The organism is Bradyrhizobium sp. CB3481, from assembly GCF_029714305.1.
Taxonomy (GTDB): Bacteria; Pseudomonadota; Alphaproteobacteria; order Rhizobiales; family Xanthobacteraceae; genus Bradyrhizobium.
On sequence record NZ_CP121647.1, the window covers coordinates 1,519,726 to 1,540,342 of the forward strand.

At 63.6% G+C, this 20,617-nt stretch carries 26 protein-coding genes; 15 read left to right on the forward strand and 11 right to left on the reverse strand.

Going from position 1 to position 20,617, the window contains the following annotated elements; translation table 11 throughout:
- The first annotated feature begins 80 nt into the window (after window positions 1-80).
- From QA643_RS07325 to QA643_RS07355, 7 genes are all read left to right on the forward strand, one after another.
- Complete coding sequence (locus QA643_RS07325; protein WP_283032520.1) at window positions 81-1,265, forward strand: cytochrome P450; 1,185 nt, start codon at window positions 81-83, stop codon at window positions 1,263-1,265.
- An 84-nt stretch (window positions 1,266-1,349) separates the two neighbouring features.
- Window positions 1,350-1,784 (forward strand): SRPBCC family protein, encoded by a 435-nt coding sequence (locus QA643_RS07330; RefSeq protein WP_283032521.1) that lies wholly within the window; start codon window positions 1,350-1,352, stop codon window positions 1,782-1,784.
- Window positions 1,785-1,788: 4 nt separating this feature from the next.
- Entirely contained in the window at window positions 1,789-2,022 is a 234-nt protein-coding gene (locus QA643_RS07335; RefSeq protein WP_283032522.1) for a ferredoxin, read from the forward strand.
- Window positions 2,023-2,097: 75 nt separating this feature from the next.
- Window positions 2,098-2,523, forward strand: coding sequence for a DOPA 4,5-dioxygenase family protein (locus tag QA643_RS07340; protein ID WP_283032523.1), 426 nt, complete (start codon window positions 2,098-2,100; stop codon window positions 2,521-2,523).
- Between the two features lie 170 nt (window positions 2,524-2,693).
- Complete coding sequence (locus QA643_RS07345; protein ID WP_283032524.1) at window positions 2,694-3,686, forward strand: DUF2778 domain-containing protein; 993 nt, start codon at window positions 2,694-2,696, stop codon at window positions 3,684-3,686.
- Entirely contained in the window at window positions 3,683-3,952 is a 270-nt protein-coding gene (locus tag QA643_RS07350; protein WP_283032525.1) for a hypothetical protein, read from the forward strand. Before QA643_RS07345 ends, QA643_RS07350 begins: the two co-directional genes overlap by 4 nt.
- 7 nt (window positions 3,953-3,959) lie before the next feature.
- Complete coding sequence (locus QA643_RS07355) at window positions 3,960-4,568, forward strand: nuclear transport factor 2 family protein (RefSeq protein WP_283032526.1); 609 nt, start codon at window positions 3,960-3,962, stop codon at window positions 4,566-4,568.
- Between the two features lie 332 nt (window positions 4,569-4,900).
- Here the strand turns inward: QA643_RS07355 and QA643_RS07360 are convergent, their stop codons facing one another.
- The 8 genes from QA643_RS07360 to QA643_RS07395 form a co-directional block, all read right to left on the reverse strand.
- A complete protein-coding gene (locus QA643_RS07360; protein ID WP_283032527.1) occupies window positions 4,901-5,941 on the reverse strand; it encodes a uroporphyrinogen decarboxylase family protein in 1,041 nt (346 codons plus the stop codon).
- Window positions 5,942-6,037: 96 nt separating this feature from the next.
- Complete coding sequence (locus QA643_RS07365; RefSeq protein ID WP_283032528.1) at window positions 6,038-6,907, reverse strand: fumarylacetoacetate hydrolase family protein; 870 nt, start codon at window positions 6,905-6,907, stop codon at window positions 6,038-6,040.
- The gene (locus QA643_RS07370) at window positions 6,904-7,569 is read right to left on the reverse strand and encodes a polysaccharide deacetylase family protein (protein WP_283032529.1); all 666 of its coding nucleotides are present in this window, start codon (window positions 7,567-7,569) and stop codon (window positions 6,904-6,906) included. Before QA643_RS07370 ends, QA643_RS07365 begins: the two co-directional genes overlap by 4 nt.
- 13 nt (window positions 7,570-7,582) lie before the next feature.
- Window positions 7,583-8,377, reverse strand: coding sequence for an ABC transporter permease (locus QA643_RS07375; protein ID WP_283032530.1), 795 nt, complete (start codon window positions 8,375-8,377; stop codon window positions 7,583-7,585).
- A 7-nt stretch (window positions 8,378-8,384) separates the two neighbouring features.
- Window positions 8,385-9,182, reverse strand: a complete 798-nt coding sequence (locus tag QA643_RS07380) for an ABC transporter ATP-binding protein (RefSeq protein ID WP_283032531.1) — start codon at window positions 9,180-9,182, stop codon at window positions 8,385-8,387.
- Window positions 9,161-9,916 carry an ABC transporter permease gene (locus QA643_RS07385; protein WP_283032532.1) on the reverse strand — a complete coding sequence of 252 codons (756 nt, stop codon included), beginning with the start codon at window positions 9,914-9,916 and terminating at the stop codon, window positions 9,161-9,163. The genes QA643_RS07380 and QA643_RS07385 overlap by 22 nt, the downstream gene beginning before the upstream one ends.
- 11 nt (window positions 9,917-9,927) lie before the next feature.
- Window positions 9,928-10,899 carry an ABC transporter substrate-binding protein gene (locus tag QA643_RS07390; protein ID WP_283032533.1) on the reverse strand — a complete coding sequence of 324 codons (972 nt, stop codon included), beginning with the start codon at window positions 10,897-10,899 and terminating at the stop codon, window positions 9,928-9,930.
- 51 nt (window positions 10,900-10,950) lie between these two features.
- Entirely contained in the window at window positions 10,951-11,637 is a 687-nt protein-coding gene (locus tag QA643_RS07395) for a GntR family transcriptional regulator (RefSeq protein ID WP_283032534.1), read from the reverse strand.
- Between the two features lie 214 nt (window positions 11,638-11,851).
- Here QA643_RS07395 and QA643_RS07400 point away from each other — a divergent pair, with 214 nt between their 5' ends.
- Together QA643_RS07400 and QA643_RS07405 are read left to right on the forward strand one after the other, a co-directional pair.
- Window positions 11,852-12,292 (forward strand): MarR family winged helix-turn-helix transcriptional regulator, encoded by a 441-nt coding sequence (locus tag QA643_RS07400; protein WP_283032535.1) that lies wholly within the window; start codon window positions 11,852-11,854, stop codon window positions 12,290-12,292.
- Window positions 12,289-13,065: an enoyl-CoA hydratase-related protein gene (locus tag QA643_RS07405; protein WP_283032536.1), complete on the forward strand. Its 777-nt coding sequence runs from the start codon at window positions 12,289-12,291 to the stop codon at window positions 13,063-13,065. The genes QA643_RS07400 and QA643_RS07405 overlap by 4 nt, the downstream gene beginning before the upstream one ends.
- A 371-nt stretch (window positions 13,066-13,436) precedes the next feature.
- Here the strand turns inward: QA643_RS07405 and hemE are convergent, their stop codons facing one another.
- The gene (hemE, locus tag QA643_RS07410; RefSeq protein ID WP_283032537.1) at window positions 13,437-14,483 is read right to left on the reverse strand and encodes a uroporphyrinogen decarboxylase; all 1,047 of its coding nucleotides are present in this window, start codon (window positions 14,481-14,483) and stop codon (window positions 13,437-13,439) included.
- Window positions 14,484-14,618: 135 nt separating this feature from the next.
- On the opposite strand from hemE, the gene QA643_RS07415 reads away from it, so the two are divergent.
- The gene (locus tag QA643_RS07415) at window positions 14,619-14,840 is read left to right on the forward strand and encodes a hypothetical protein (RefSeq protein ID WP_283032538.1); all 222 of its coding nucleotides are present in this window, start codon (window positions 14,619-14,621) and stop codon (window positions 14,838-14,840) included.
- 67 nt (window positions 14,841-14,907) lie between these two features.
- Here the strand turns inward: QA643_RS07415 and QA643_RS07420 are convergent, their stop codons facing one another.
- Window positions 14,908-15,123, reverse strand: coding sequence for a SlyX family protein (locus QA643_RS07420; RefSeq protein WP_283032539.1), 216 nt, complete (start codon window positions 15,121-15,123; stop codon window positions 14,908-14,910).
- A complete protein-coding gene (locus QA643_RS07425) occupies window positions 15,116-15,868 on the reverse strand; it encodes a rhodanese-related sulfurtransferase (protein ID WP_283032540.1) in 753 nt (250 codons plus the stop codon). The genes QA643_RS07420 and QA643_RS07425 overlap by 8 nt, the downstream gene beginning before the upstream one ends.
- 206 nt (window positions 15,869-16,074) lie before the next feature.
- Between QA643_RS07425 and ggt the strand changes: the two genes are divergently transcribed.
- The 5 genes from ggt to QA643_RS07450 all read left to right on the forward strand — a co-directional run bounded on the left by ggt (window position 16,075) and on the right by QA643_RS07450 (window position 20,589).
- Window positions 16,075-17,661, forward strand: a complete 1,587-nt coding sequence (gene ggt / locus QA643_RS07430; protein ID WP_283032541.1) for a gamma-glutamyltransferase — start codon at window positions 16,075-16,077, stop codon at window positions 17,659-17,661.
- A gap of 85 nt (window positions 17,662-17,746) precedes the next feature.
- Window positions 17,747-18,160 carry an FKBP-type peptidyl-prolyl cis-trans isomerase gene (locus QA643_RS07435; protein ID WP_283034737.1) on the forward strand — a complete coding sequence of 138 codons (414 nt, stop codon included), beginning with the start codon at window positions 17,747-17,749 and terminating at the stop codon, window positions 18,158-18,160.
- 21 nt (window positions 18,161-18,181) lie between these two features.
- Window positions 18,182-19,162, forward strand: coding sequence for a D-2-hydroxyacid dehydrogenase family protein (locus tag QA643_RS07440; protein ID WP_283032542.1), 981 nt, complete (start codon window positions 18,182-18,184; stop codon window positions 19,160-19,162).
- Window positions 19,163-19,291: 129 nt separating this feature from the next.
- Window positions 19,292-19,807 carry a cupin domain-containing protein gene (locus tag QA643_RS07445; RefSeq protein ID WP_283032543.1) on the forward strand — a complete coding sequence of 172 codons (516 nt, stop codon included), beginning with the start codon at window positions 19,292-19,294 and terminating at the stop codon, window positions 19,805-19,807.
- 44 nt (window positions 19,808-19,851) lie between these two features.
- Complete coding sequence (locus tag QA643_RS07450; protein WP_283032544.1) at window positions 19,852-20,589, forward strand: enoyl-CoA hydratase-related protein; 738 nt, start codon at window positions 19,852-19,854, stop codon at window positions 20,587-20,589.
- Window positions 20,590-20,617 lie beyond the last annotated feature (28 nt).

Sequence of the window (20,617 nt, forward strand, 5' to 3'; positions counted from 1 at the left end):
ATATATTATCTGATATATCAGAAGCGATGCTGGCCGCAAAGTTGGACCAGGCATGGCGGACAATGTATCCGGGAGCGAGAATGACCGCACGTCCTCCGGTTTCCGATTGGGCCACGGATTGGGATCATCTCGATCACGCCTGGACGACCGACCCGTATGGGATCTGGGATCGTCTGCGGCAGAAATGTCCGATCGCCCATACGGACCGTTACAGGGGCGTCTATTTCCCGACGCGCTATCAGGACATCCGTGACATCGCCTATGATTGCGAAAATTTTTCCTCGCGCCGCGTTGTGGTCCGCGAAGGCGACTACCGGGTGAATTCGCCACCGATCACCTCGGATCCACCCGACCATCGTCCGATGCGGATGATCCTGATTCCGCCATTCACGCCGCAGGCTGTCGCGAAGCTCGAAGCGAAGGCGCGGGCCGTTTGCAACGGGTTGATCGATCGCTTTGTTGCGAGTGGCGTGTGCGACGGGGCGGTCGACTATGCCCAGAACATTCCAGTGCTGATCATCAGCCACATGCTCGGGATTCCGGCCGAGCATGGCGATCAGTTCCGCGAATGGATCACGATGGCGCTGCAGACCGGCGTCACTGACGAGACGGCGCTTCGGCAGGCGGAGGAGGCGATCGCCGCCTATTTCGAGGTGCAGATCAAGGCGCGCCGCGAAAATCCCGGCGACGACCTCGTCAGTTTTTTGATCGCGGCGCGTGCGCCCGATGGCGAACCGTTCTCGGATCGTCAAGTTCTCGGCGCGTTGCGTCTTTTGCTGGTGGCCGGCATCGATACCACCTGGAGCGCGATCGGATCGTCTTTGTGGCATTTGGCGACGCATGAGCAGGATCGGGCAAGGCTGGTCGCGGAGCCAGAATTGATACCGACCGCGGTCGAAGAACTGCTGCGCGCCTACGCGCCGGTGACGATGGCACGGGAGATCGCGAAAACAACCGATGTCGGCGGCTGTCAAATGCGGGAAGGGGAGATGGTGCTGCTGTCATTTCCCGCCGCCAACCGCGACCCCGAGAAGTTTGTTGATGCGGACAGGGTTATAATCGACCGCAAGCACAATCCGCATGCCGCCTTCGGGCTTGGTATTCACCGCTGCATCGGCTCGAACCTGGCGCGGATGGAAATGGTGGTGGCATTGCAGGAATGGCTGAAGCGTATTCCTGTGTTCAACCTCGATCGTTCGAAACCCACGACGTGGTCGCAAGGGACGGTGCGCGGCCCGCGCAATTTGCCGATCAGGATTGGGTGAACCGCTCGTCGGATCGCCTCCAGCAACGAACTTGGGAGAAAAGGACCAGCCATGGGCGTATCGTTCCAACGAAGCCACGACATCATGATCGAGACCCCACCCTCGGCGGTCTACGACTATGTCTGCAATCCGAATTCCTGGCCGGAGTGGCTTGCCGCCTCCCATCACATCGACGGCGAAAATCGCCCTTTGCTGCGCGGGGAGACGTTTCGAGAGAAGTGGCACATCAAGCGGGGCGAGGTGCGCCTTGCGTGGACCGTCACCGAAAGCGATCGGCCAAGGGCTTGGACGGTCGAAGCCGATACCGATTTCATCGGCAAGATCGTCATTCGCTACACGTTCGAGGCCACCGCAGGCGGCACGAAATATACGCGTACGTTATGCAACCCCGACCGGCCGTCGGAACCGAGCCCTGAACAAATTGCCCGGATGGATGAGGAGGCCGTGGTCGGACTTCAGAACATCAAGCGCAATGTCGAGAAGCGTTTTCCTGCAGTTTCCGAATCCGCCCGGACGTAGGCGCATGAGCGAAAAGCGCGTTCTCACCGTGAAGATCGATCCGGACAAGTGCCAGGGCCATGCGCGCTGCCATGCCCTGGCGGCTGAACTGTTTGAGCTGGACGAGCTTGGCAATGCACGCGTCCGCGGCTCCGGCCAAATTCCAGCCGCGCTGGAAGATCGGGCATGGATCGCACGGGTGAATTGCCCCGAACTGGCGGTCGAGATTATCGAAGAGCGGGAGGCTTCGGGCCGCTAGCGGTGCATTGACCGCTCCATCGGTTGAGGCGATCATTGGCCAATCCAAAAGCAACGGCGGCGTGGAGCGCCCGAGATGACGGATGAGCCTGTTACGAGCGATCCGCGACCCCTGCGGGAGATCGCCAGCTATCATGCCCATATTTATTATGATCCGGCAACGACCCGGGCCGAGGCCGAGCAGTTGCGTACCTGGATCGGCGAACGCTTCTCGGTCACGCTGGGGCGGTGGCACGACGTCAAGGTCGGCCCGCATGACCAGGCGATGTACCAGGTAGCCTTTGCCCGCGAGATATTCGCCGAACTGGTGCCCTGGCTGATGCTCAACCACGGAAAACTGAGCGTTCTGGTCCACCCCAACACGACAAACCCGCGCCGGGACCATCTGGCCGATCCGATCTGGATCGGGCCGGCACTCGCGGTTCATGGCGACAAATTGCCTGACCACGCCGAGATGGAGCAGGCGCCGGTGCCCAATACCAATCCGGTTGTGCGGCCCTGACAATTTGCTTTCGCTGTGCGGAATGACAGCAGAATAAAAAGTTGAAGGGGCACCCGCCGCGGCCGCTTCCGCTTGTCTCGATTATGCCTTACTTTGGTTTGCATTATGGTGGGGTTATTCGGCGTATTCAGGGGATCAGACGTGATTCCAAAGCGCCGAGTTGGGGAAGAATGACTAGGGCGAAGACCAGCGCAGCCGGGCTTGCTTCGGGCCGCGGTAGCCGATTGCTCCGCGAGGTGGCGTTCGGCACTGCAGGCCTCGCCGTGGCCGTGGGTCTCGCTGTCTGGGCGACTGATTTCGATCTGGCCGGCTGGATCAACCCGGCGTCTGCGAAGGTCGCCACTGGCCCCTCGTTCGAGGAGCGCTTCGGGCCGAGTTCGGTACGCCGTTCGCTGGCCATCAGCTACCCCTCGCGCCCCACCCCGCGCTCGCAACGCTCGGATTTCGAGGCGGAGTTCGGGCACATCGAAAACCAGCTTGGCTGGCAGTTGCGTGAGACGCAGGACGTTGCGCCCGCATCGCCCTCCGCGCCGACGGTCGAAGCCGCAATTCCGCTGCCGAGGTCGCGGCCGGTACTGGCCAATCTTCAGGCGATGCGGGTCGATGCGCCGACCGTCTCATCCGACAACCGCAGCATGTTCGAGAAGCTGGCCGATCTCGTGCCGATGAAGTTCTCGCTGGCGTCGCTGACACCGGGCGACGGGCTGCTCGGCGAGCGGCAGGATCTGTCGAAGCTGGGTTATGACGGCCAGACCGCGGTCTACGATATTTCGGCGCGCACCGTGTACCTGCCCGGCGGTACCCGGCTCGAGGCGCATTCGGGCCTCGGCACCCTGATGGACAATCCGGCGCATGTCGACCAGCGCATGGTCGGCGCCACGCCGCCGAACGTCTACGATTTGAAGCCGCGCGAAAAACTGTTTCACGGCGTCGCCGCATTGCGCATGACGCCGGTGGGTGAGAACGAAATGCACGGGCGAAATGGCCTGCTCGTGCACAGCTACCTGCTGGGGCCTAACGGCGATTCCAACGGCTGCGTCTCGATCAAGGACTATGACCGGTTCCTGCAGGCTTACCGGAACGGCGAGGTGAAGCGGCTCGTCGTGGTGCCGAGCCTGCGCGAAGGTCTCACCGCGTCGCGGCGTTCACCTTCTCCGTCATGACCGCGATTGCGGACGACGTTGCGCTGTCCGATACGCCCCTGCGCGCCGTCTTCAAGATCAGCCTGAATGGGCAGACGGTATCGATCACGACCGTCGGTCAGGCCTATCGCTTCATCACCAATCTCAGCTCGATCGAATGGATCGAATTCCGTGCGCTGCACGCCGATGCCGTTCGCGCGCTGCAACGGGCCGCCGGCAACGCCATGCTGAGCGTGCAGGCGACCGACGCGCTGCGCACGCTGTTCGTCCGCGCCAAACTGTTGTGAGTCCGCGATGCCCGCAAGCCCCACCGAGATTGAAGACGATCGCCTGATCCGCGAATTGTTGCAGAACTGGGCGATCTGGCGCGATGCCGGCGACTGGGAGCGTTTCCGGACCGTCTGGCATCCGGACGGCCGCATGATGGCGACCTGGACGCAAGGCACCGGCGACGAGTTCATCGAGATCAGCAAACAGGCCTGGGCGCAGGGCGTCAGCATCCTGCATTTCCTCGGCGGCATCTCGGTCGACCTTGCAGGAGACCGCGCGATCTCGCAGACCAAGATGACGATCTCCCAGCGCGCCGAGGTTGAAGGCGTGCTGTGCGACGTGCTTTGCACTGGGCGGTTCTACGATTTCCTCGAGAAGCGCGGGGGGCGCTGGGGCATCGTGCTGCGCCAGCCGATCTACGAGAAGGACCGCATGGACCCCGTCACGCCCGGCGCCGTGCCCAATCTCGACAAGGCGCTGCTCGAGCAGTTTCCTCCGGGCTATCGCCACCTCGCCTACTTGCAGACCCGCATCGGTTACACCGTCAAGCGCGACATGCCGGGCCTGAAGGGGCCCGAGGTTGAGGCCTTGTGTGCGCGCGGCGCTGCATGGCTGAAAGGCCATTCGATATAGGCTGGCGATCGTGCCCAGACGCCGCGCACCGCAGGCCTATCCACAAATCTCGAAAACAACCCCATGCACGGTAGAATTGGGACCGTTTCGGGCCTTTTGTCGGCCTGATCGATCGGGTGCCCAAAGCGCGATGGGATTAGGTTGATTGTTGCCACGAGGGAGGTGCGCTCCCTCTCCCGCTTGCGGGGGAGGGCTGGGGTGGGGGTGTTTCCACGGAGAGACTGCCCAAGAGGAGAGAGCCCCCACCCGGCGCTTCGCGCCGACCTCCCCGCAAGCGGGAGAGGTTGAGCAACCCCGGGGCCCAAATCGATTCAACCTAATTCCATCGGAGTTTAGCTGATCTCCTTGCGAACGGTCGCGGCCGCATCGCACATCGCCCTCAGCTTTCCGAACGCGACATGGCGCGGCATGTATTTCATGCCGCAGTCGGGCGCGACGACAAGGCGATCCGCGGCGACGTGCTTCAGTCCGTTGCGAATTCGGTCCGCCACGATATCCGCCGGCTCGATCTCGGGATTGCCGAGGTTGAGCACGCCGAGCATGATCTTCTTGGACGACAGGTCCTTGAGCACGCCGAGATCGAGTTTTGGCTGCGCCGCCTCGATCGAGATCTGCTCGGCCCTGGTGTCGGCGAGTTCGGCGAGGAATGAATAGCCGGCCGGTTTGGTCGAGCCAGGCACCACCGCGGCATAGCCGAAGCACAAATGCACCACCGTCGGCACCGTGATGCCTTCGAGCGCGCGGTTGATCGCCTTCACCGCATAACGTCGCGCCAGATCGGGATTGTTGCGCACCCAGGGCTCGTCGAGCTGGATCACGTCGGCGCCGGCCTTCTGCAAGTCCCGCGCTTCGGCGTTCACCGCTTCGGCGAACGCCATCGCCAGCTCCTCGTCGTCCTTGTAGAACTCGTTCTTGGCCTGCTGGCTCATCGTGAACGGGCCGGGCAGGGTGATCTTGGCCGCGCGATCGGTATTTTGGCGCAGGAATTCCATGTCGTGCAGCTCGACCGGGCCGCGGCGCTTCACCGGGCCGACGACGCGCGGGACCGGCGTCGCGTGTCCGCTGCGCGAGGTGATCATCGCGGGGTTTTCGTCGTCGACGCCTTCAAGCGCGGTGGCAAAGCGGTTGGAATAGCTCTCGCGGCGGATTTCGCCGTCGGTCACGATGTCGATGCCGGCGCGCTCCATGTCCCTGATCGCAACGATGGTGGCGTCGTCCTGCGCCTCTTCGAGATGCTCGGCCGGCAGTCGCCACATCGCGTGCATGCGGGTGCGCGGCACCACCTTCGACAACATGGCGCGATCGACCAGCCATTCCGGCTGCGGATAGCTGCCGACAACGGTGGTCGGCAGCAGGTGCTTTGGCAGGTTCATGGTCGTCTCCTTGCTCTTGTTATTTTGTTTCCATAACGTTTTCGAGCGAAGTGGTTTTCCGGTTCGCGTGAAGAAAACGCGTCAAAAGAGAAATTCTCAGGCCGCACGCGTCGCTGCAACTGCTGCTTCGTCCTTGACCGGATTGCGCAGCACGCCGATGCCGGAAATTTCGACCTCGACGACATCGCCATCCTTCATCCACAGCGGCGGGCTGCGATAGGCACCCACGCCGCCCGTGGTGCCGGTGACGATGACGTCGCCGGGGACGAGCTCGGTGAAGGTCGAGCAATAGGCGATCAGGGCAGGGACGTCGAACACGAGATCCGAGATCGGCGCCGCCTGCACCTCGACGCCATTGAGGCGGGTTGCGATTGTCTGCTGGCTGATATCGGCAAGCTCATCCGTCGTGACCATCCACGGGCCGAAGGCGCCGGTGCCGACAAAATTCTTGCCGGGTGCGAATTGCGAGGTGTGGCGCTGCCAGTCGCGGATGCTGCCGTCATTGTAGCAGGCGTAGCCGGCAACATGCGCCAGCGCCTTCTCGCGGGAGATGCGGCGGCCGGCCTTGCCGATGATGACGGCCATTTCACCCTCATAGTCGAACCGCTCGGATTCCAGCGGTCGGATCATCGGTTGGCCACCGCCGACCTGGCTGTTGGAAAAGCGGGTGAAGATCATCGGATGCGGCGGCGTCGGGTGGCCGCTTTCGGCCAGATGCGTCGCGTAGTTGACGCCGATGCAGAAGATCTTGTCCGGGTCGGGGACGGTCGGCAGCAACTCGATTTCGGCCAGCGCGTAGTCGGGGCGCTCGCCTTGCAGCGCCTTAAGGGTGTCGAGCGAACCGTTCGCGAGCAACGACTTCAGGGTCGGAAAATCCTTCAGCCGCTTGCCGGCGTCGATGACGCCGGCGTTCGTCACCACGCCGTAGGTTGCCGTCTGACCTGCCTTGAAGCTCGCGATTTTCATTGTCTGATACTTTCTTCGATAGAGGAAACATAGGATTCGATGGGACGGACGATTTCGCCTGACAGGATCGGGACGCAATCGGGCGGAAAGTCCTGGCGGAAGCGCGCCCCGGCTTGCTCGGCGCGGTCGATAAAACTTTCGAGATGGTCCATCGCACCGCTTGGAAGGTCGTGCAGGACCATCAGGCTCCATGGCTGCGACCGGCATTGCGCCAGGGCCCTGTCAACCCAGCCGTCCGGATCGGCCCAGTCGCGCGGAATGGCATTCCAGAGCACACAACTATGCTTGTTGCGCGTGACGTAGTCGACCACGGACGGCTTCAACAGCCGTTCGTCGAGATTGCCGCCGCCGCCGAATGGACGGAACCATCGATTGGCGTGGGCGAGTTCGCCGATCGCGGCCTGCGTCCGCCCGATCTCGTTCTCGGCGGCGTCGGGATCGTGTTGCTGTCCGAGCGGCACCGAGTGCGTAAAGGTATGATTGCCGATCCAGTGGCCTTCATCATGTGCCCGTGCTGCAAGGCGCCGGCGGGCGGCATCGCCGAGTTTTTCGCCGATCACGAAGAACGTTGTCCTGATGCCGCGTTCGCGCAAGGTATCGAGCACGCGCGGCGTCACGCCGGGCTCGGGACCGTTGTCGAATGTCAGCGTCAGGTCGAACACGCAAGCCCTCCGTCTAGGTCGCCGGCTGCAAGGCCGTGGGTGCGATTTCGGCCTCCTGTCCGGCGCGGGTGCCGGTCTGCCAGATCGCGGCCTTGCTCTCGATCCATTTGATCGCGGCGTTGAAGGCGATCGCCATCGCCAGCACCAGCAGCACGCCGGCGAACACGTGCGGGCTGTCCAGAATGGTGCGGTAGCGCGAGATCAGATAGCCGATGCCGGCGGACGAAATCAGCATCTCCGAGACGACGACGCCGACGATGACGAGCGCACCGCCAACGCGCAGCCCCGACAGCACGGTCGGGATTGCCGCCGGGATGATGACGCGCACCAGGCGCTGGCTCAGCGTCGCGCCCATGCTGCGGGCGGCGAGCAGCAGCTGCGGATCGATGGTCTGGATGCCAGCCGCGGTCGCCAGCATGGTCGGCAGGAAACCATAGATCGAAGCGAACGCGATCTTGGATTCCGAGCCGATGCCGAGCCAGACGGTGAAGACCGGATAGAGGATAACCAGCGGCACCGCGTAAAGGCTCGAGACCATCGGCATGATCAGGATGCGCGGCCGCGGCAGGCTGCCGACGACGGCGCCGAGCAGGATGCCGCCGCCACAGGCGAACGCCATCGAGATCGCGACCTCGTAGAGCGTGACGGCAAGCGCATGGCCATATTCGCCGGCCTCGTTCCAGCCGGCCGCAAGCGTCGATGATAGCGAGGGCAGGAACAGCTCGGGTATGAAGCCGGCGCGCGGCAGCACTTCCCACAGCACGATCAGGCCGATCACGATCAATCTGCGAAGCGTTGCCGCACTCATCTCAGCCTCATGCGGTTTTCCGGATATGCCGCCAGATGCGGTCGCGCAGGCTGCCGAACACGTCGCCGCTCAGCATCTCGTAGGTGCGCGGGCGGGGCAGCGAGACCTGGAGATGGTCGACGATGCGGCCGGGACGCGGCGACATCACGATCACCTCGTCGGCGAGATAGACCGCCTCCGTCAGGCTATGGGTGACGAACACCACGGTCTTGCCGGTCGCGGCCCAGATCCGCAAGAGTTCGTCGCCCATGGTCATGCGGGTCTGCTCGTCGAGCGCAGCGAACGGCTCGTCCATCAACAGCACCGGCGGGTCCTGCACCAGGCCGCGCGCGATCGAGACGCGCTGCTTCATGCCGCCGGACAGTTCATGCGGATGACGCTTGCCGAAGCCGTCGAGACCGACCAGCTTCAGCGCGTCCTGCGCCCGGGCGCGGCGGTCGCTTTTGGTGACGCCACGCAGTGCCAGCGGAAACTCGACATTCTCTTCCGCCGTCAGCCAGGGAAACAGGCTGGCTTCCTGGAACACGACGCCCACTCTATTCGGATCGGGTTCGGGAATCGGGGCGCCGCTGATCGTGATGGTGCCCGAGGTCTGCTGACGCAAGCCGGCCATCATCATCAGCAGCGTGGACTTGCCGCAGCCGCTCGGGCCGACCAGTACGACGAAGCGGCCGGGCTTGACGTCGAGCGAGACGTTATCGAGGGCAACGACGTCCTGCGTCGTGGTCTTGAAGATCTGGCCGACGTTGCGGACCTCCATCGCGCCGGCCGGCTTCAGCGGAGTTATGTTCGCCAATGGCTGCATCGCGTTTCCACCCATCTGACCAGTTCGTTGAAGGCAATCGCGATCGCGGCGATCATCAGCACGCCGGCAAGCAACTGCCTCATCTGGAAATTCTCGCCCCAGGTCGCGATCTGATGGCCGATGCCGTCGCGCGAGGCGTACATTTCGGCGAGGATGACGCCGGTGAGATTGAAGATCATGGAGATACGCAGCGCTTCCAGCAGAACAGGAAGCATGCTCGGCAAGTAGACGCGGAAAGCGGTCTGCATCGGCGTCGCGCCGTAGGAGCGGGCGACCGTGAGATGCTCGACCTTGACCGATTCCACCGCTGTTGTTGTCGACATGATCACGATGAAGATCGTGGAGAAGAAGCCGAAGCCGACTTTCTGCGAGAAGCCGACGCCGAACACCAGGATGAACATCGGCAGGAAGATCGACTTGGGAATGCTGAAGGCAAAGAACAGCAGCGGCTTTGCCACGTCGGCAAAGTAGCGGTTCTCCGCAATCAGGAAGCCGATCAACGCGCCGACGGGAACGGCGAGCGCGAACGCCGTCACCACTTCCGTTGCTGTCACTGCCAGATCCTTGCGCACGCTTGGCCGCTGCAGGAGATCGCCGAGGGTTGCCAGCGTATCGGAGGCGGAGGGAAGCAGGCGCGGGTTGACGATGCCGGTCCGCGACAGGATTTCCCATATCGCAAACAGCGCCACCACAATGGCGATCCGTGCCGCCTTTACGCCGAGCCCGCTTTGCATTGCGCTGGCCTTTAGAACTTGGTCGGAACCGGCTTGAACTGCGTCGAGATGATCTCGGCCGCCGGTCCGAGGTCCTTCATGCCGCCGGCCTTGGCCATGTCGAGCGCGAGCTGAAGCTGCTCCGGAATCTTCGGCCCGTCCATGCTGCCGTCGGTCTCCAGCTTCAGAATCGTGTTCTCATATTCCAGCGCCGCGATCTCGGCAGGGATTTCGTAGAGCTCGGTGATCAGCTTGACGGAGGCGTCCTTGTTGGCACGCATGTACATCAGCGCGCCGTAAAGCGCGTTCAGCGTCTTCTGCACCAGCTGCGGCTTGTCCTGCACGTATTTGTCGAGCGCGATCCATCCCGCCGCGAGGTTCGGCGGCACTTCCTTGGAGAAATCGAGGATGGTGCGTGCTTCGCCCGATTTGGAGATCTGGAAGCTGAGCGGGGAATAGACCACGGCGGCATCGACATTGCCGGCGAGCAGGTTCGGCACCAGGCCGCCGCCGCCGACCGGCACACGCGTGAATTCGATCTTCTTGTCCTGCTGGGTCCACAGCGCCAGCAGGTCGGAGCCGGAGCCTGCAGAAGTGATCGCGACCTTCTTGCCTTTGAGATCGCCAACGCCGAGCGTCGATTTCGAAAGGGTCATCAACTGCCAGCCGTAATAGCCCGTCGCGGCGCTGGCGAGCACTTTTGAGTTGACGCCCTTCTTGCGTCCGGCCGAGACCAGCGAGGTGGCGTCGAGAATGACATCGGCAGCGCCCGCCGCCATCGCCTCGAACGTCTCAGCGCCGCCGCGATAGATCGTCAGCTCGGCTGTGATGCCTTCCTTCTCGAACAGCTTTTGCCGCACCGCGGTTTCCGCGATCGTGGTCGGCCAGTACGTCTTGGTGGGAAGGCCGATGCGGACGGTGTCGGCGGCCTGCGCCAGGGAGGGTAGGCCGAGCATGGTCGCCAGAGTGATCGTTGCCACGATGTGGTGTCGCGTGATTTTCATGGTGACGTTTCCCTTTGCCTTTTTTGATTGGTTTGTTGTTCGAACGAACGGTCAGACGGCGTCGCCACCTCCGGCAGCCTTCGGTGTTGCGAGCTCGACGAGGTGCATGGTCGTCGTGAAATGCGTCGAAAGCGCCGCGACCGCGGCATCAGCGTCGCGGTTCAACGTGGCCTGCACGATGGCGGCGTGTTCCGCCTCGACGTCGCGGGATTTTTCGGTGTTGCGCCGGATCGCCAGCCGTCGATAGCGTTCGCTCTGCTCATGCAGCACGTCGCGGAATCCGAGCAGCCATTGCGAACCGCAGGCGCTTACCAGCGTGCGGTGGAAGGCACGATGCCGCACCACCCATTCTTCGTAGTGATGGGTCGGATCGTCGGGATAGGTGTGGGGCACGGCGCAAAGCGCCGCGAAAGACTTTTCGACCGACGCAAGCCATGTCGCATCGCCGCGCTCGATCGAGCGGCGTAGCGCGAGGCCCTCGATATCGACGCGGGTCTGCGTCACGTCGCGAAGATCGGCCGGCGATACCGGGCTGACACGAAAGCCGCGCTGGTCAGAAGCTTGCACCAGCCCGTCGGCGACCAGCCGCGACAGTGCTTCGCGCACCGCGGCGAGGCTCACCGAAAACTGCTTGGCGAGCCCAGCGATATGCAGCTTCTGGCCGGGCAACAGACGGGTCGAGAGAATATCGGCGCGCAGCCGCTCCTGAACGGCGGACGTCAGGCTGCGAGGCCGCATCCCGGCGCGCTCACCAAAACTCAACCCGATACTGCTCATGGCCGCGCAGACTGGCGACGGAATCCGGAATCGTCAATCGAAAATCGATTTTTTCGGTAAGGTGCTGATTTAACGAGGATTTCAGAATGGCTGACGCCGACTCCCTTTTTGCGCGTGACAATCTCCGTCCGCTGCCGTAAATATTTCGCATGCGAAATAAATCGATTTTGTCGGCATGACTGCGCGTCGCGAGCATCGCCTCGTCTTCCTGCTCAACGTCGCGCAGCGCCGGCTGCAGCGCTGGATGGCGGCACGGCGACAGAATAGCGGCGTGACTTCCACGCAGGCGGGCTTGCTGTTCATCCTGGGCAAGCGCGACGGCGTCCTGATGGGCGAGGCGGGCGCTGCGCTCGATCTCGGTGCGCCCGGCATCAGCGGATTGGTGGACCGGATGACGGCGGCAAACCTGATCACGCGGCGCGCCGATCCCGATGACGGGCGCGCCTGGCGTCTGTGGCTGACGCCGGCCGGCCGCGCGGCGATGGCGGAGTCGAAGGCCGGGCTCGTCGAGGTCAACGCGCGCCTCACGGATGGATTTAGCGATGCCGAGGTCGACCTCGTCGCGCGCTGGCTCACCACCATGCAAACCAGATTTCCCAGAGGAGAAGACGAATGACCGAGCATATCAAGATCGAGAAGAGCGACGGGATTTTGACGCTGACGATGGCGCGACCCGACAAGAAGAACGCGCTGACCAATGCGATGTACGGCGCGCTGGCGGATGCGCTCGAAGCCGCGGAGACCGACGCTTCCGTTCGCGTTGTGATGATCCGCGGCGAGGGCGACATGTTCACCGCCGGCAACGATGTCGGCGAGTTCGCAGCCATCGCGACCGGCGCGTTCAAAGGCGAGCGTCATGTCGGCCGTTTCCTGCAGGCCCTCGCACATTCGAGCCGGCCGCTGGTCGCCGCCGTTCAAGGACGCGCCGTCGGCATCGGCACCACGATGTTGCTGCATTGCGACCTGGTCGTGTTGGCCGAAAACGCGCTGCTATCGACGCCGTTCGTCAGCCTCGCTTTGGTGCCGGAAGCGGCCTCCAGCGTGCTGATGCCGCTCCGCATCGGCTATGCCCGCGCTTATGAGATGTTCGCGCTTGGTGAAGCCGTCGATGCCAAATCGGCCTTTGCGTGGGGACTTGCCAACCGCGTCGTGCCGCTCGACAAGCTCGACGCCGAGGCAAGGGCATTCGCATTGCGGCTGGCGAAGCAGCCGGCGGGCGCCGTCAGCGCCGCCAAACGGCTGATGCGCAATCCGGAAGTTCTGATGGCGCAGATCAAGGCCGAGAGCGAGCAGTTCGCGGCCCGCCTGAAGACGGCGGAAGCGCGCGAAGCCTTCGCCGCGTTTGCCGAGCGCCGGCCGCCGGATTTCCTGAAGCTGGCCGCCAGCTAGGAAGAATTCCGCGGTAGGCAGTAAGATGGCGCGACGAACACAGCTGTCATCATCCGCGAAGGCGGATGATCCAGTACGCCGTGACGTCTCGATTCAAGCTGAGGCCGGTGATTACTGGATCCCCGCCTTCGCGGGGATGACGGCCTGTGTTATCCCCTAACCCTCGCACGCGCTTCGGCATCCATGATTCCGGAGGATGCGCGGTAGGGGCTGTAGCCGCAATTACTGCTGTCATCCCCGCGCAGGCGGGGATCCAGTACGCCGCGGACTATCGATTCAATCACTACGGCCTCTGGAATACTGGATCCCCGCCGGAGCCTGTCATCGGGCGCGCATTCGCGCGACCCGGTGGCGGGGATGACAGTAGGGTGTTAGCCTCCATACGCCCGCACTCGCCGCAGCATCTGCTCGACATGGGCGATCGGGGTTTCCGGCTGGATGCCGTGGCCGAGGTTGAAGATCAGCCGTCCCTGCGCGTAGTTCGCCAGCACGTCGTCGACGGCACGGTCCAGCGCGGCGCCGCCGGCGATCAGGGCCAGCGGATCGAGATTGCCCTGCACGGCAACGCGGTTCTGCACGCGCTCGCGGATCAATGACGGCTCGGCCGCCCAGTCGATGCTCACGGCGGTGACGTCAGTTGCTTCCACATAGGCCGGCAGCAAGGCGCCGGCGCCGCGGGGAAAGCCGATGATCTTCGCACCGGGCACTTTCGCGCGCACGCCGGCAACGATGCGTTTTGCCGGTTCGATCGACCAGCGCTGAAATTCGCGCGGCGGCAGCACGCCGGCCCAGGTGTCGAAGATCTGCAAGCAATCCGCGCCGGCTTTGAGCTGGCCGAGCAGATACTGGATCGAATTCTCCACCAGCACGTCGATGATTTCAGCGAACGCCTCCGGATGCCGATAGGCCATCATCCGCGCCGGCGCCTGGTCCGGCGTGCCCTGTCCCGCGACCATGTAGGTCGCGACCGTCCAGGGCGCGCCGCAGAAGCCGATCAGCGCGATGTCGGCTGCGAGCTCCTGCCGCACACGGCGCAGCGCCTCATAGACGGGCTCGAGCTTTGCGAAATCGGCGTCGCGCGCCAGCGTCGCCACCTTCTCCGCTGTATCCAGCGGATCGAGCCGCGGACCTTCGCCGGCCTCGAAACGCACGGAGCGGCCGAGCGCATAGGGAATGACGAGAATGTCGGAGAAGATGATCGCGGCATCGAAGTTGAAGCGGCGGATCGGCTGCAGCGTCACCTCAGCGGCATATTCCGGCGTGAAGCAGAGATCGAGAAAACTTCCCGCCTTGGCGCGCAGCTCGCGGTATTCAGGCAGATAGCGGCCGGCCTGGCGCATCATCCATGCCGGCGGCACGTTCTGCCGGCGGCCTTCGAGCACTTCGATGAAAGGTTTCACGACGGATTTCTGGGTCAAAACGCGAGGTTCCTGAGCAGGGCTGCTATGGCGCCTCTGATACACGCCGGTTCCCGATTGGCCAAGAAGCGATCCGTGGTGCGATGGCGGAACCGGCGCAAAAACGAGCCGTTATCTCGATCATGGAGGTACAGTATGGCTCAAAAATTCAATCCGGCGGCGCATGACAAGCACGCCGAAGACCCCCGGGACGCGCGGAAGGCCGATCGGGAAGCGCATGAAAAGCTGGAGGCCGGGCTGGTCGATACTTTTCCGGCATCCGATCCGGTAAGCGCCGCGCAACCGGCGCCGTCGAAAGTCGATCACGAACAGGAAAATCCCTCGCTGTGGGAGAAGGTCCGCGCGGTGTTCAGGTAACCCGTCACGCGCATGTGACGCGCGAAAAGCGGCTCCCTTCGCGGAGCCGCTTTTACTTGATAGCGCTTTAATAGTGTGGCGGCCGTTCGTTCGCAGGCGCGGGTATATTGCTCTCGGCGTCCTGCAATCGTTCCTTCAATTCGGCAACCTGACGCGTCAGCCTGTCGATCTCGGTCCATTGCGCCGTGATGGTCTGATTCAGCGTCTCGATGGTCTCGTCCTGATAGGCGATCCGCACTTCCAGCGCATCAATGCGTTCGCTCAAACCTTTGACGTCAGTCATCGGAGCCGCCGTTCATCTTGTGCTCGCGCAGGCCATGGCCGAGCGCCACGCGCTCGTCGAAGACGAAGCATTCGCCGCGCCAGCGGCTTTCACTTTCCGGGACGCCTTCGAGGTAGCGCAGGATGCCGCCCTTGAGGTGATAGACCTCGTCAAACCCGCGGGCCATGAGATAGGCGCTGGCCTTCTCGCAGCGGATACCGCCGGTGCAGAACATCGCGATCTTCTTGTGCCTGGCCGGGTCGAGCTTCTCTGCCGCGAAATCCTTGAACTGGCCAAAGCTCTTGAGGCCCGGATCGACCGCGCCCTCGAACGTGCCCATTGCCACCTCGAAGGCGTTGCGGGTGTCGATGACAAGCGTATCGGGCGCTGCGATCAATGCGTTCCAGTCCGACGGCTCGACATAGATGCCGACCTGCCGCGTCGGATCGACCGCGGCATCGCCCAGCGTGACGATTTCCTTCTTCAGGCGAATCTTCAGCCGCTGGAACGGCATCTCGGCCGCGCGCGAGAACTTGAGCTCGAGGTTGTCGAGCCGGCCGCCGAACAGCTCGCCGTGCTGCAGCTCCCGGACGAACGCGTCGATGCCTTCATCGCTGCCGGCGACCGTGCCGTTGATGCCCTCATGCGCCAGCAGCACACTGCCTTTGATGCCAAGGCCGGCGGCAAGCGCGCGCAGCGGCTCGCGCAGCTCCCGGAAATCCGGCAGCGCGGCGAACTGATAGAGGGCGGCGACCTTAAGCGGCATGGCGACCGTTTATCAGGCCGGCCGGGGAGGGGAAACCCCGTATCCCCCGGCGCATTCCCTGCATTGCTGCCGCCCGATTCATTGGCATGCCAGCCATTGCCCTGGCGGGGATGAATATGCCAAGAACGTCCGCAATCCGCCCCCGGTTGGTCCCGTGCGGGACGCCCATAAACGCTGAAAAACAACGCTGAAAGAAAGCACTCGCGATGAGGAATTTCCATTTCGCCGGCCGCTCCACGGTCCATGCCCAGAATGCGATGGTGGCGACGTCGCATCCGGAGGCGGCGCTGACCGCGATCGAGGTGATGCGCGCCGGCGGCACGGCGGCGGATGCCGCGGTGGCGGCCTGCGCCCTTCTCGGCGTCATCGAGCCGCAATCGACCGGCATCGGCGGCGACTGCTTTGCGCTGATCCAGCCGAGGGGCGAGGGCAAGATCGTCGCCTATAACGGCTCCGGCCGCGCGCCGATGGCGGCGACCGCCGAATGGTACCTGGAGCGCAAGATTCACTCGGTGCCGCTGACCTCGGCCCATGCGGTGAGCATTCCCGGCGCGATCGATGCCTGGGACACGATCCTGCGCGACCATGGCAAGATGGGGCTCGACACGCTGCTGCAGCCCGCGATCAAGGCCGCCGAGGAAGGCTACGTCGTCGCACCGCGCATCGCCTTCGATTGGAAGAACCAGTTCGAGAAGCTGAAGAACGGCACCAATACCGAGCGCTATCTGTTGCCGCACGGCAAGCCGGCGGTGGCCGGCGACGTGATCCATCAGCCGGAGCTCGGCAAGACGCTGCGCGCCATCGCCAAGAACGGCCGCGATGCGTTCTATACCGGCGAGATCGCCGCCGACATGGTCGAGACCTTGCGCGGCATCGGCGGCCTGCACACGCTGGAGGATTTTGCCGCGCATTCGACCGAAACGACGTCGCCGATCGGCACCATGTACAAGGGCCACGACGTCTGGCAGTGCCCGCCGAACGGCCCGGGCATCACCATGCTGGTGATGCTGAACATCCTCTCCCGCTTCGACCTGACCAAGTTCGCGCCGCTTAGCATCGAGCGCTTCCATCTCGAAGCGGAAGCCGCCCGCATCGCCTACATGATGCGCGAGCAGCATGTTGCCGATCCGCAGCATGTCCATGTCGACGTCGCCGGCATCCTTGCCAAGGAGTTCGCCGAGGAGCACATCAAGAACATCCGGATGGACCGGCTGCTCGAATTGCCGAACGTTGCGCCGCCGATGAACCCGTCCACCGTCTACATCACCGTGGTCGACAAGGACCGCAACGTCTGCTCCTTCATCAACTCGATTGCGCATTCGTTCGGCTCGGCGATCGTCTCCAACAACACCGGCGTCCTCTTGCAGAACCGCGCCGGTGGCTTCCGCATTCAGCCCGGCCACCCCAATTGCATCGCGCCGGGCAAGCGGCCGCTGCACACGATCATTCCCTCGCTCGCCACGAAGAACGGCCGCGCGGTGATGCCGTTCGGCGTGATGGGCGGCCAGTATCAGCCGGTCGGGCAGAGCCACGTGCTGACCAATATCCTCGACTATGGCTGCGACGTGCAGGAAGCCATCGATATGCCGCGCGGCCTGCATTATGAGGGCGTCTACCAGCTCGAAGACAGCGTGCCGGCCGAAATCGTCGAGGGTCTCAAGAAGATCGGCCACAAAACCACCAGCGTGGTCGGCCCGCTCGGCGGCGGCCAGGCGATCTGGATCGACTGGGAGAAGGGCACGCTGACTGGCGGCTCCGATCCGCGCAAGGACGGTTGCGCGCTCGGCTATTGAGCGTCTAGAAGCTCCGTCTCTCCAGAACGAGGTTCAACCGATGCGCTTCTCGCGACGCACGATCTTCCGGACCGCCTTTGCCGCCATGGCAGCCGCGGTCGCCACGCCCGCTGCCATCAGGTCGGCATCGGCCCAGACTGCAGGAAAACCCATGACCACAGCTTCAGGCTTGCAGATCATCGACAGCAAAGTCGGCACTGGCGCCTCGCCGGCATCAGGCCAGACCTGCGTCATGCACTATACCGGCTGGCTCTACGAGAACGGCCAGAAGGGCAAGAAGTTCGATTCCTCTGTCGATCGCAACGAGCCGTTCGAGTTCAAGATCGGCCAGCGCCAGGTGATCGCCGGCTGGGACGAGGGCGTTGCCTCGATGAAGGTCGGCGGCAAGCGCACGCTGATCATCCCGCCCGCGCTCGGCTATGGCGCGCGCGGCGCCGGCGGCGTCATCCCGCCGAACGCGACGCTGATGTTCGACGTCGAATTGCTGGCGGTGAAGTAACGCCAACGAGGGAGGCGCATCGTGAAGGTCTCGATCCTCGACGATTATTTCGATACGCTGCGCACCCTCGACTGTTTTGCAAAGCTCGCCGGGCATGACGTGACGATCTGGAACGATCATGTCCAGGATGTCGACGTGCTGGCGGAGCGGCTGAAGGATACCGAGGCGCTGGTGCTGATCCGCGAGCGCACGCAGATTCGCACCCCGCTGCTGGAGCGGCTGCCGAAACTGAAATTGATCAGCCAGCGCAGCGTCTATCCGCATATCGATATCGACACCTGCACCCGGCTCGGCATTGTCGTGTCGTCCAGCCAGCACGCCGATACGCCCTCCTATGCGACCGCCGAATTCACCTGGGGCCTGATCCTGGCGGCGATGCGCGCCATTCCGCAGCAGATGGCGGCGCTCAAGGCCGGCAAATGGCAGATCGGCGTCGGCCACACGCTGCGCGGCAAGACGCTCGGCATCTATGGCTACGGGCGGATCGGCGCCGTCGTTGCCGGCTATGGCAAGGCGTTCGGCATGAACGTGCTGGTATGGGCGCGCGAGCCGGCGATGGCGAAGGCCCGTGCCGACGGCCATGCGACCGCCATGAGCAAGGCCGATTTCTTCGAGCGGTGCGACGTGCTTTCGCTGCACATGCGGCTCGTCGACGCGACGCGCGGCATCGTGAAGGCAGAAGACCTCGCGCGGATGAAGCCCACGGCGCTCCTCGTCAACACTAGCCGTGCGCCGCTGATCGAGCCGAACGCGCTCGTCAACGCGTTGCGCGCCGGACGGCCCGGGATGGCCGCGGTCGACGTTTACGAAAAGGAGCCGCTGCGCGACGTCAACGATCCGCTGCTGTCCCTGGATAACGTGGTCTGCACGCCGCATCTCGGCTATGTCTCGCGCGACGAGTACGAACTGCAGTTCACCGATATTTTCGATCAGATATTGGCCTATGAAGCGGGAACGCCGACCAACGTCGTCAATCCGGATGTGATGTCCAGGCGGCGCTGAAAGGGCCGCCGACAGGCCGGTCATGACGAAAACCGGGACGCCCATGCGCCGCGGGCTCCCTTAATCTTCTGGTTTGCCGCCGCGCTTTTCGATACTTTCAGGACAAACGATCCTTCGAAAAGGCGCCCCATGACCGGCACGCACGACCACAGCCATTCGCACCATCACCACGATCACGACGAGCGCTGGAAGCATGACGGCGTTCGCGTCATCCCCGGCAATCAGCTCGATCCCAACGTGCCCTCGACCGCCGGCATGGACCGCAAGGCCGCGATCAATTTCGCGCGCGTCGGCGCGCAGAAATTGTGGGCGGGCACGGTGACGATCAGGCCGGACGCCAAGACCGGCGCGCATCATCACGGCCATCTCGAAAGCATCATCTATGTCGTGAAGGGCAAGGCGCGGATGCGCTGGGGCGAGCATCTGCAGTTCACCGCCGAAGCCGGCCCCGGCGATTTCATCTTCGTGCCGCCCTATGTGCCGCATCAGGAGATCAACGCCAGCCCCGACGAAGTGCTGGAATGCGTGCTGGTGCGCTCTGATGGCGAGGCGGTTGCGATCAATCTCGACATCGAGCCGGTGGAAAAGCCGGAGACGGTATTGTGGATCGATCCGGTTCATCGCGATCCTGCCGAAAAGAAATAAAGAATCGCAATCGTCGCCATCGGCTGGTGTCACGGGGGAATGTCATGACGCTTGTTCGCTATGAGAGCGCAGGCCACGTCGCCACCATTACGATGGATCGTGCGTCCGCGCATAATGCGCTCAATAACGCGCTATGCGATGAACTGCGCGAGGCCTGGCAGCGCTTCCACGAAAGCGATGACCGCGTTGCGGTGCTTGCTTCGTCCGAAGAGAAGTATTTTTCGGTCGGTGCCGACGTCAGGGATCTCCCGGTCAACATGTGGCATGCGGTGCCGGGTCTTGGCGTCGAGCTGGACAAGCCGGTGATTGCCGCGACCTCGGGTTGGGTCGTCGGCGGCGCCTTCGTGCTGGTGCAGATGGCGGACATGTGTGTGGCGTCGGAGACGACGCGCTTCATCTATCCCGAGGGCAAGATCGGCACCACCGCCGGCGGAATCTCCTCGGTGATGGCGCGGATGCCGCACAAGATCGCGATGGAGTTTCTGCTGGTCGGCGAGGAGATGTCGGCGGAACGCGCCTACCAGATCGGCTTCGTCAACAAGGTCGCGCCGAGCGGGCAGCACGTCGCGCTCGCGCAGGAAATGGCGGCCAAGATCGCCGCCAATGCGCCGCTGGTGGTCCGGGCGCTGAAGAAGCTCGCCCGCGACGCGATGCCCAAGGGTCCGCTCGAAGGCGTTGCCGAGGTGCGCCGGCTGCTCGATGTCATCAGGGACAGCGAGGATCTCAAGGAGGGCGTCAAGGCCTTCACTGAGAAGCGCAAGCCGGACTTCAAGGGCAAGTAGGAATTGCGCGGCTGCGCTCGGGTTGTAT

Bases quoted from the DNA above. Each gene is read 5' to 3' on its own strand.
- QA643_RS07420 (WP_283032539.1), bottom strand. From the start codon at position 15,123: ATGACTGACGTCAAAGGTTTGAGCGAACGCATTGATGCGCTGGAAGTG.
- QA643_RS07445 (WP_283032543.1), top strand. From the start codon at position 19,292: ATGACCGGCACGCACGACCACAGCCATTCGCACCATCACCACGATCAC.
- QA643_RS07375 (WP_283032530.1), bottom strand. From the start codon at position 8,377: ATGAGTGCGGCAACGCTTCGCAGATTGATCGTGATCGGCCTGATCGTG.
- QA643_RS07450 (WP_283032544.1), top strand. From the start codon at position 19,852: ATGACGCTTGTTCGCTATGAGAGCGCAGGCCACGTCGCCACCATTACG.
- QA643_RS07435 (WP_283034737.1), top strand. From the start codon at position 17,747: ATGGCAGCCGCGGTCGCCACGCCCGCTGCCATCAGGTCGGCATCGGCC.
- QA643_RS07340 (WP_283032523.1), top strand. From the start codon at position 2,098: ATGACGGATGAGCCTGTTACGAGCGATCCGCGACCCCTGCGGGAGATC.
- QA643_RS07380 (WP_283032531.1), bottom strand. From the start codon at position 9,182: ATGCAGCCATTGGCGAACATAACTCCGCTGAAGCCGGCCGGCGCGATG.
- QA643_RS07415 (WP_283032538.1), top strand. From the start codon at position 14,619: ATGGCTCAAAAATTCAATCCGGCGGCGCATGACAAGCACGCCGAAGAC.
- QA643_RS07330 (WP_283032521.1), top strand. From the start codon at position 1,350: ATGATCGAGACCCCACCCTCGGCGGTCTACGACTATGTCTGCAATCCG.
- QA643_RS07400 (WP_283032535.1), top strand. From the start codon at position 11,852: ATGACTGCGCGTCGCGAGCATCGCCTCGTCTTCCTGCTCAACGTCGCG.
- QA643_RS07365 (WP_283032528.1), bottom strand. From the start codon at position 6,907: ATGAAAATCGCGAGCTTCAAGGCAGGTCAGACGGCAACCTACGGCGTG.
- QA643_RS07355 (WP_283032526.1), top strand. From the start codon at position 3,960: ATGCCCGCAAGCCCCACCGAGATTGAAGACGATCGCCTGATCCGCGAA.
- QA643_RS07345 (WP_283032524.1), top strand. From the start codon at position 2,694: ATGACTAGGGCGAAGACCAGCGCAGCCGGGCTTGCTTCGGGCCGCGGT.
- QA643_RS07360 (WP_283032527.1), bottom strand. From the start codon at position 5,941: ATGAACCTGCCAAAGCACCTGCTGCCGACCACCGTTGTCGGCAGCTAT.
- QA643_RS07325 (WP_283032520.1), top strand. From the start codon at position 81: ATGACCGCACGTCCTCCGGTTTCCGATTGGGCCACGGATTGGGATCAT.
- QA643_RS07425 (WP_283032540.1), bottom strand. From the start codon at position 15,868: ATGCCGCTTAAGGTCGCCGCCCTCTATCAGTTCGCCGCGCTGCCGGAT.
- QA643_RS07335 (WP_283032522.1), top strand. From the start codon at position 1,789: ATGAGCGAAAAGCGCGTTCTCACCGTGAAGATCGATCCGGACAAGTGC.
- QA643_RS07405 (WP_283032536.1), top strand. From the start codon at position 12,289: ATGACCGAGCATATCAAGATCGAGAAGAGCGACGGGATTTTGACGCTG.
- QA643_RS07385 (WP_283032532.1), bottom strand. From the start codon at position 9,916: ATGCAAAGCGGGCTCGGCGTAAAGGCGGCACGGATCGCCATTGTGGTG.
- QA643_RS07395 (WP_283032534.1), bottom strand. From the start codon at position 11,637: ATGCGGCCTCGCAGCCTGACGTCCGCCGTTCAGGAGCGGCTGCGCGCC.
- QA643_RS07350 (WP_283032525.1), top strand. From the start codon at position 3,683: ATGACCGCGATTGCGGACGACGTTGCGCTGTCCGATACGCCCCTGCGC.
- ggt (WP_283032541.1), top strand. From the start codon at position 16,075: ATGAGGAATTTCCATTTCGCCGGCCGCTCCACGGTCCATGCCCAGAAT.
- QA643_RS07390 (WP_283032533.1), bottom strand. From the start codon at position 10,899: ATGAAAATCACGCGACACCACATCGTGGCAACGATCACTCTGGCGACC.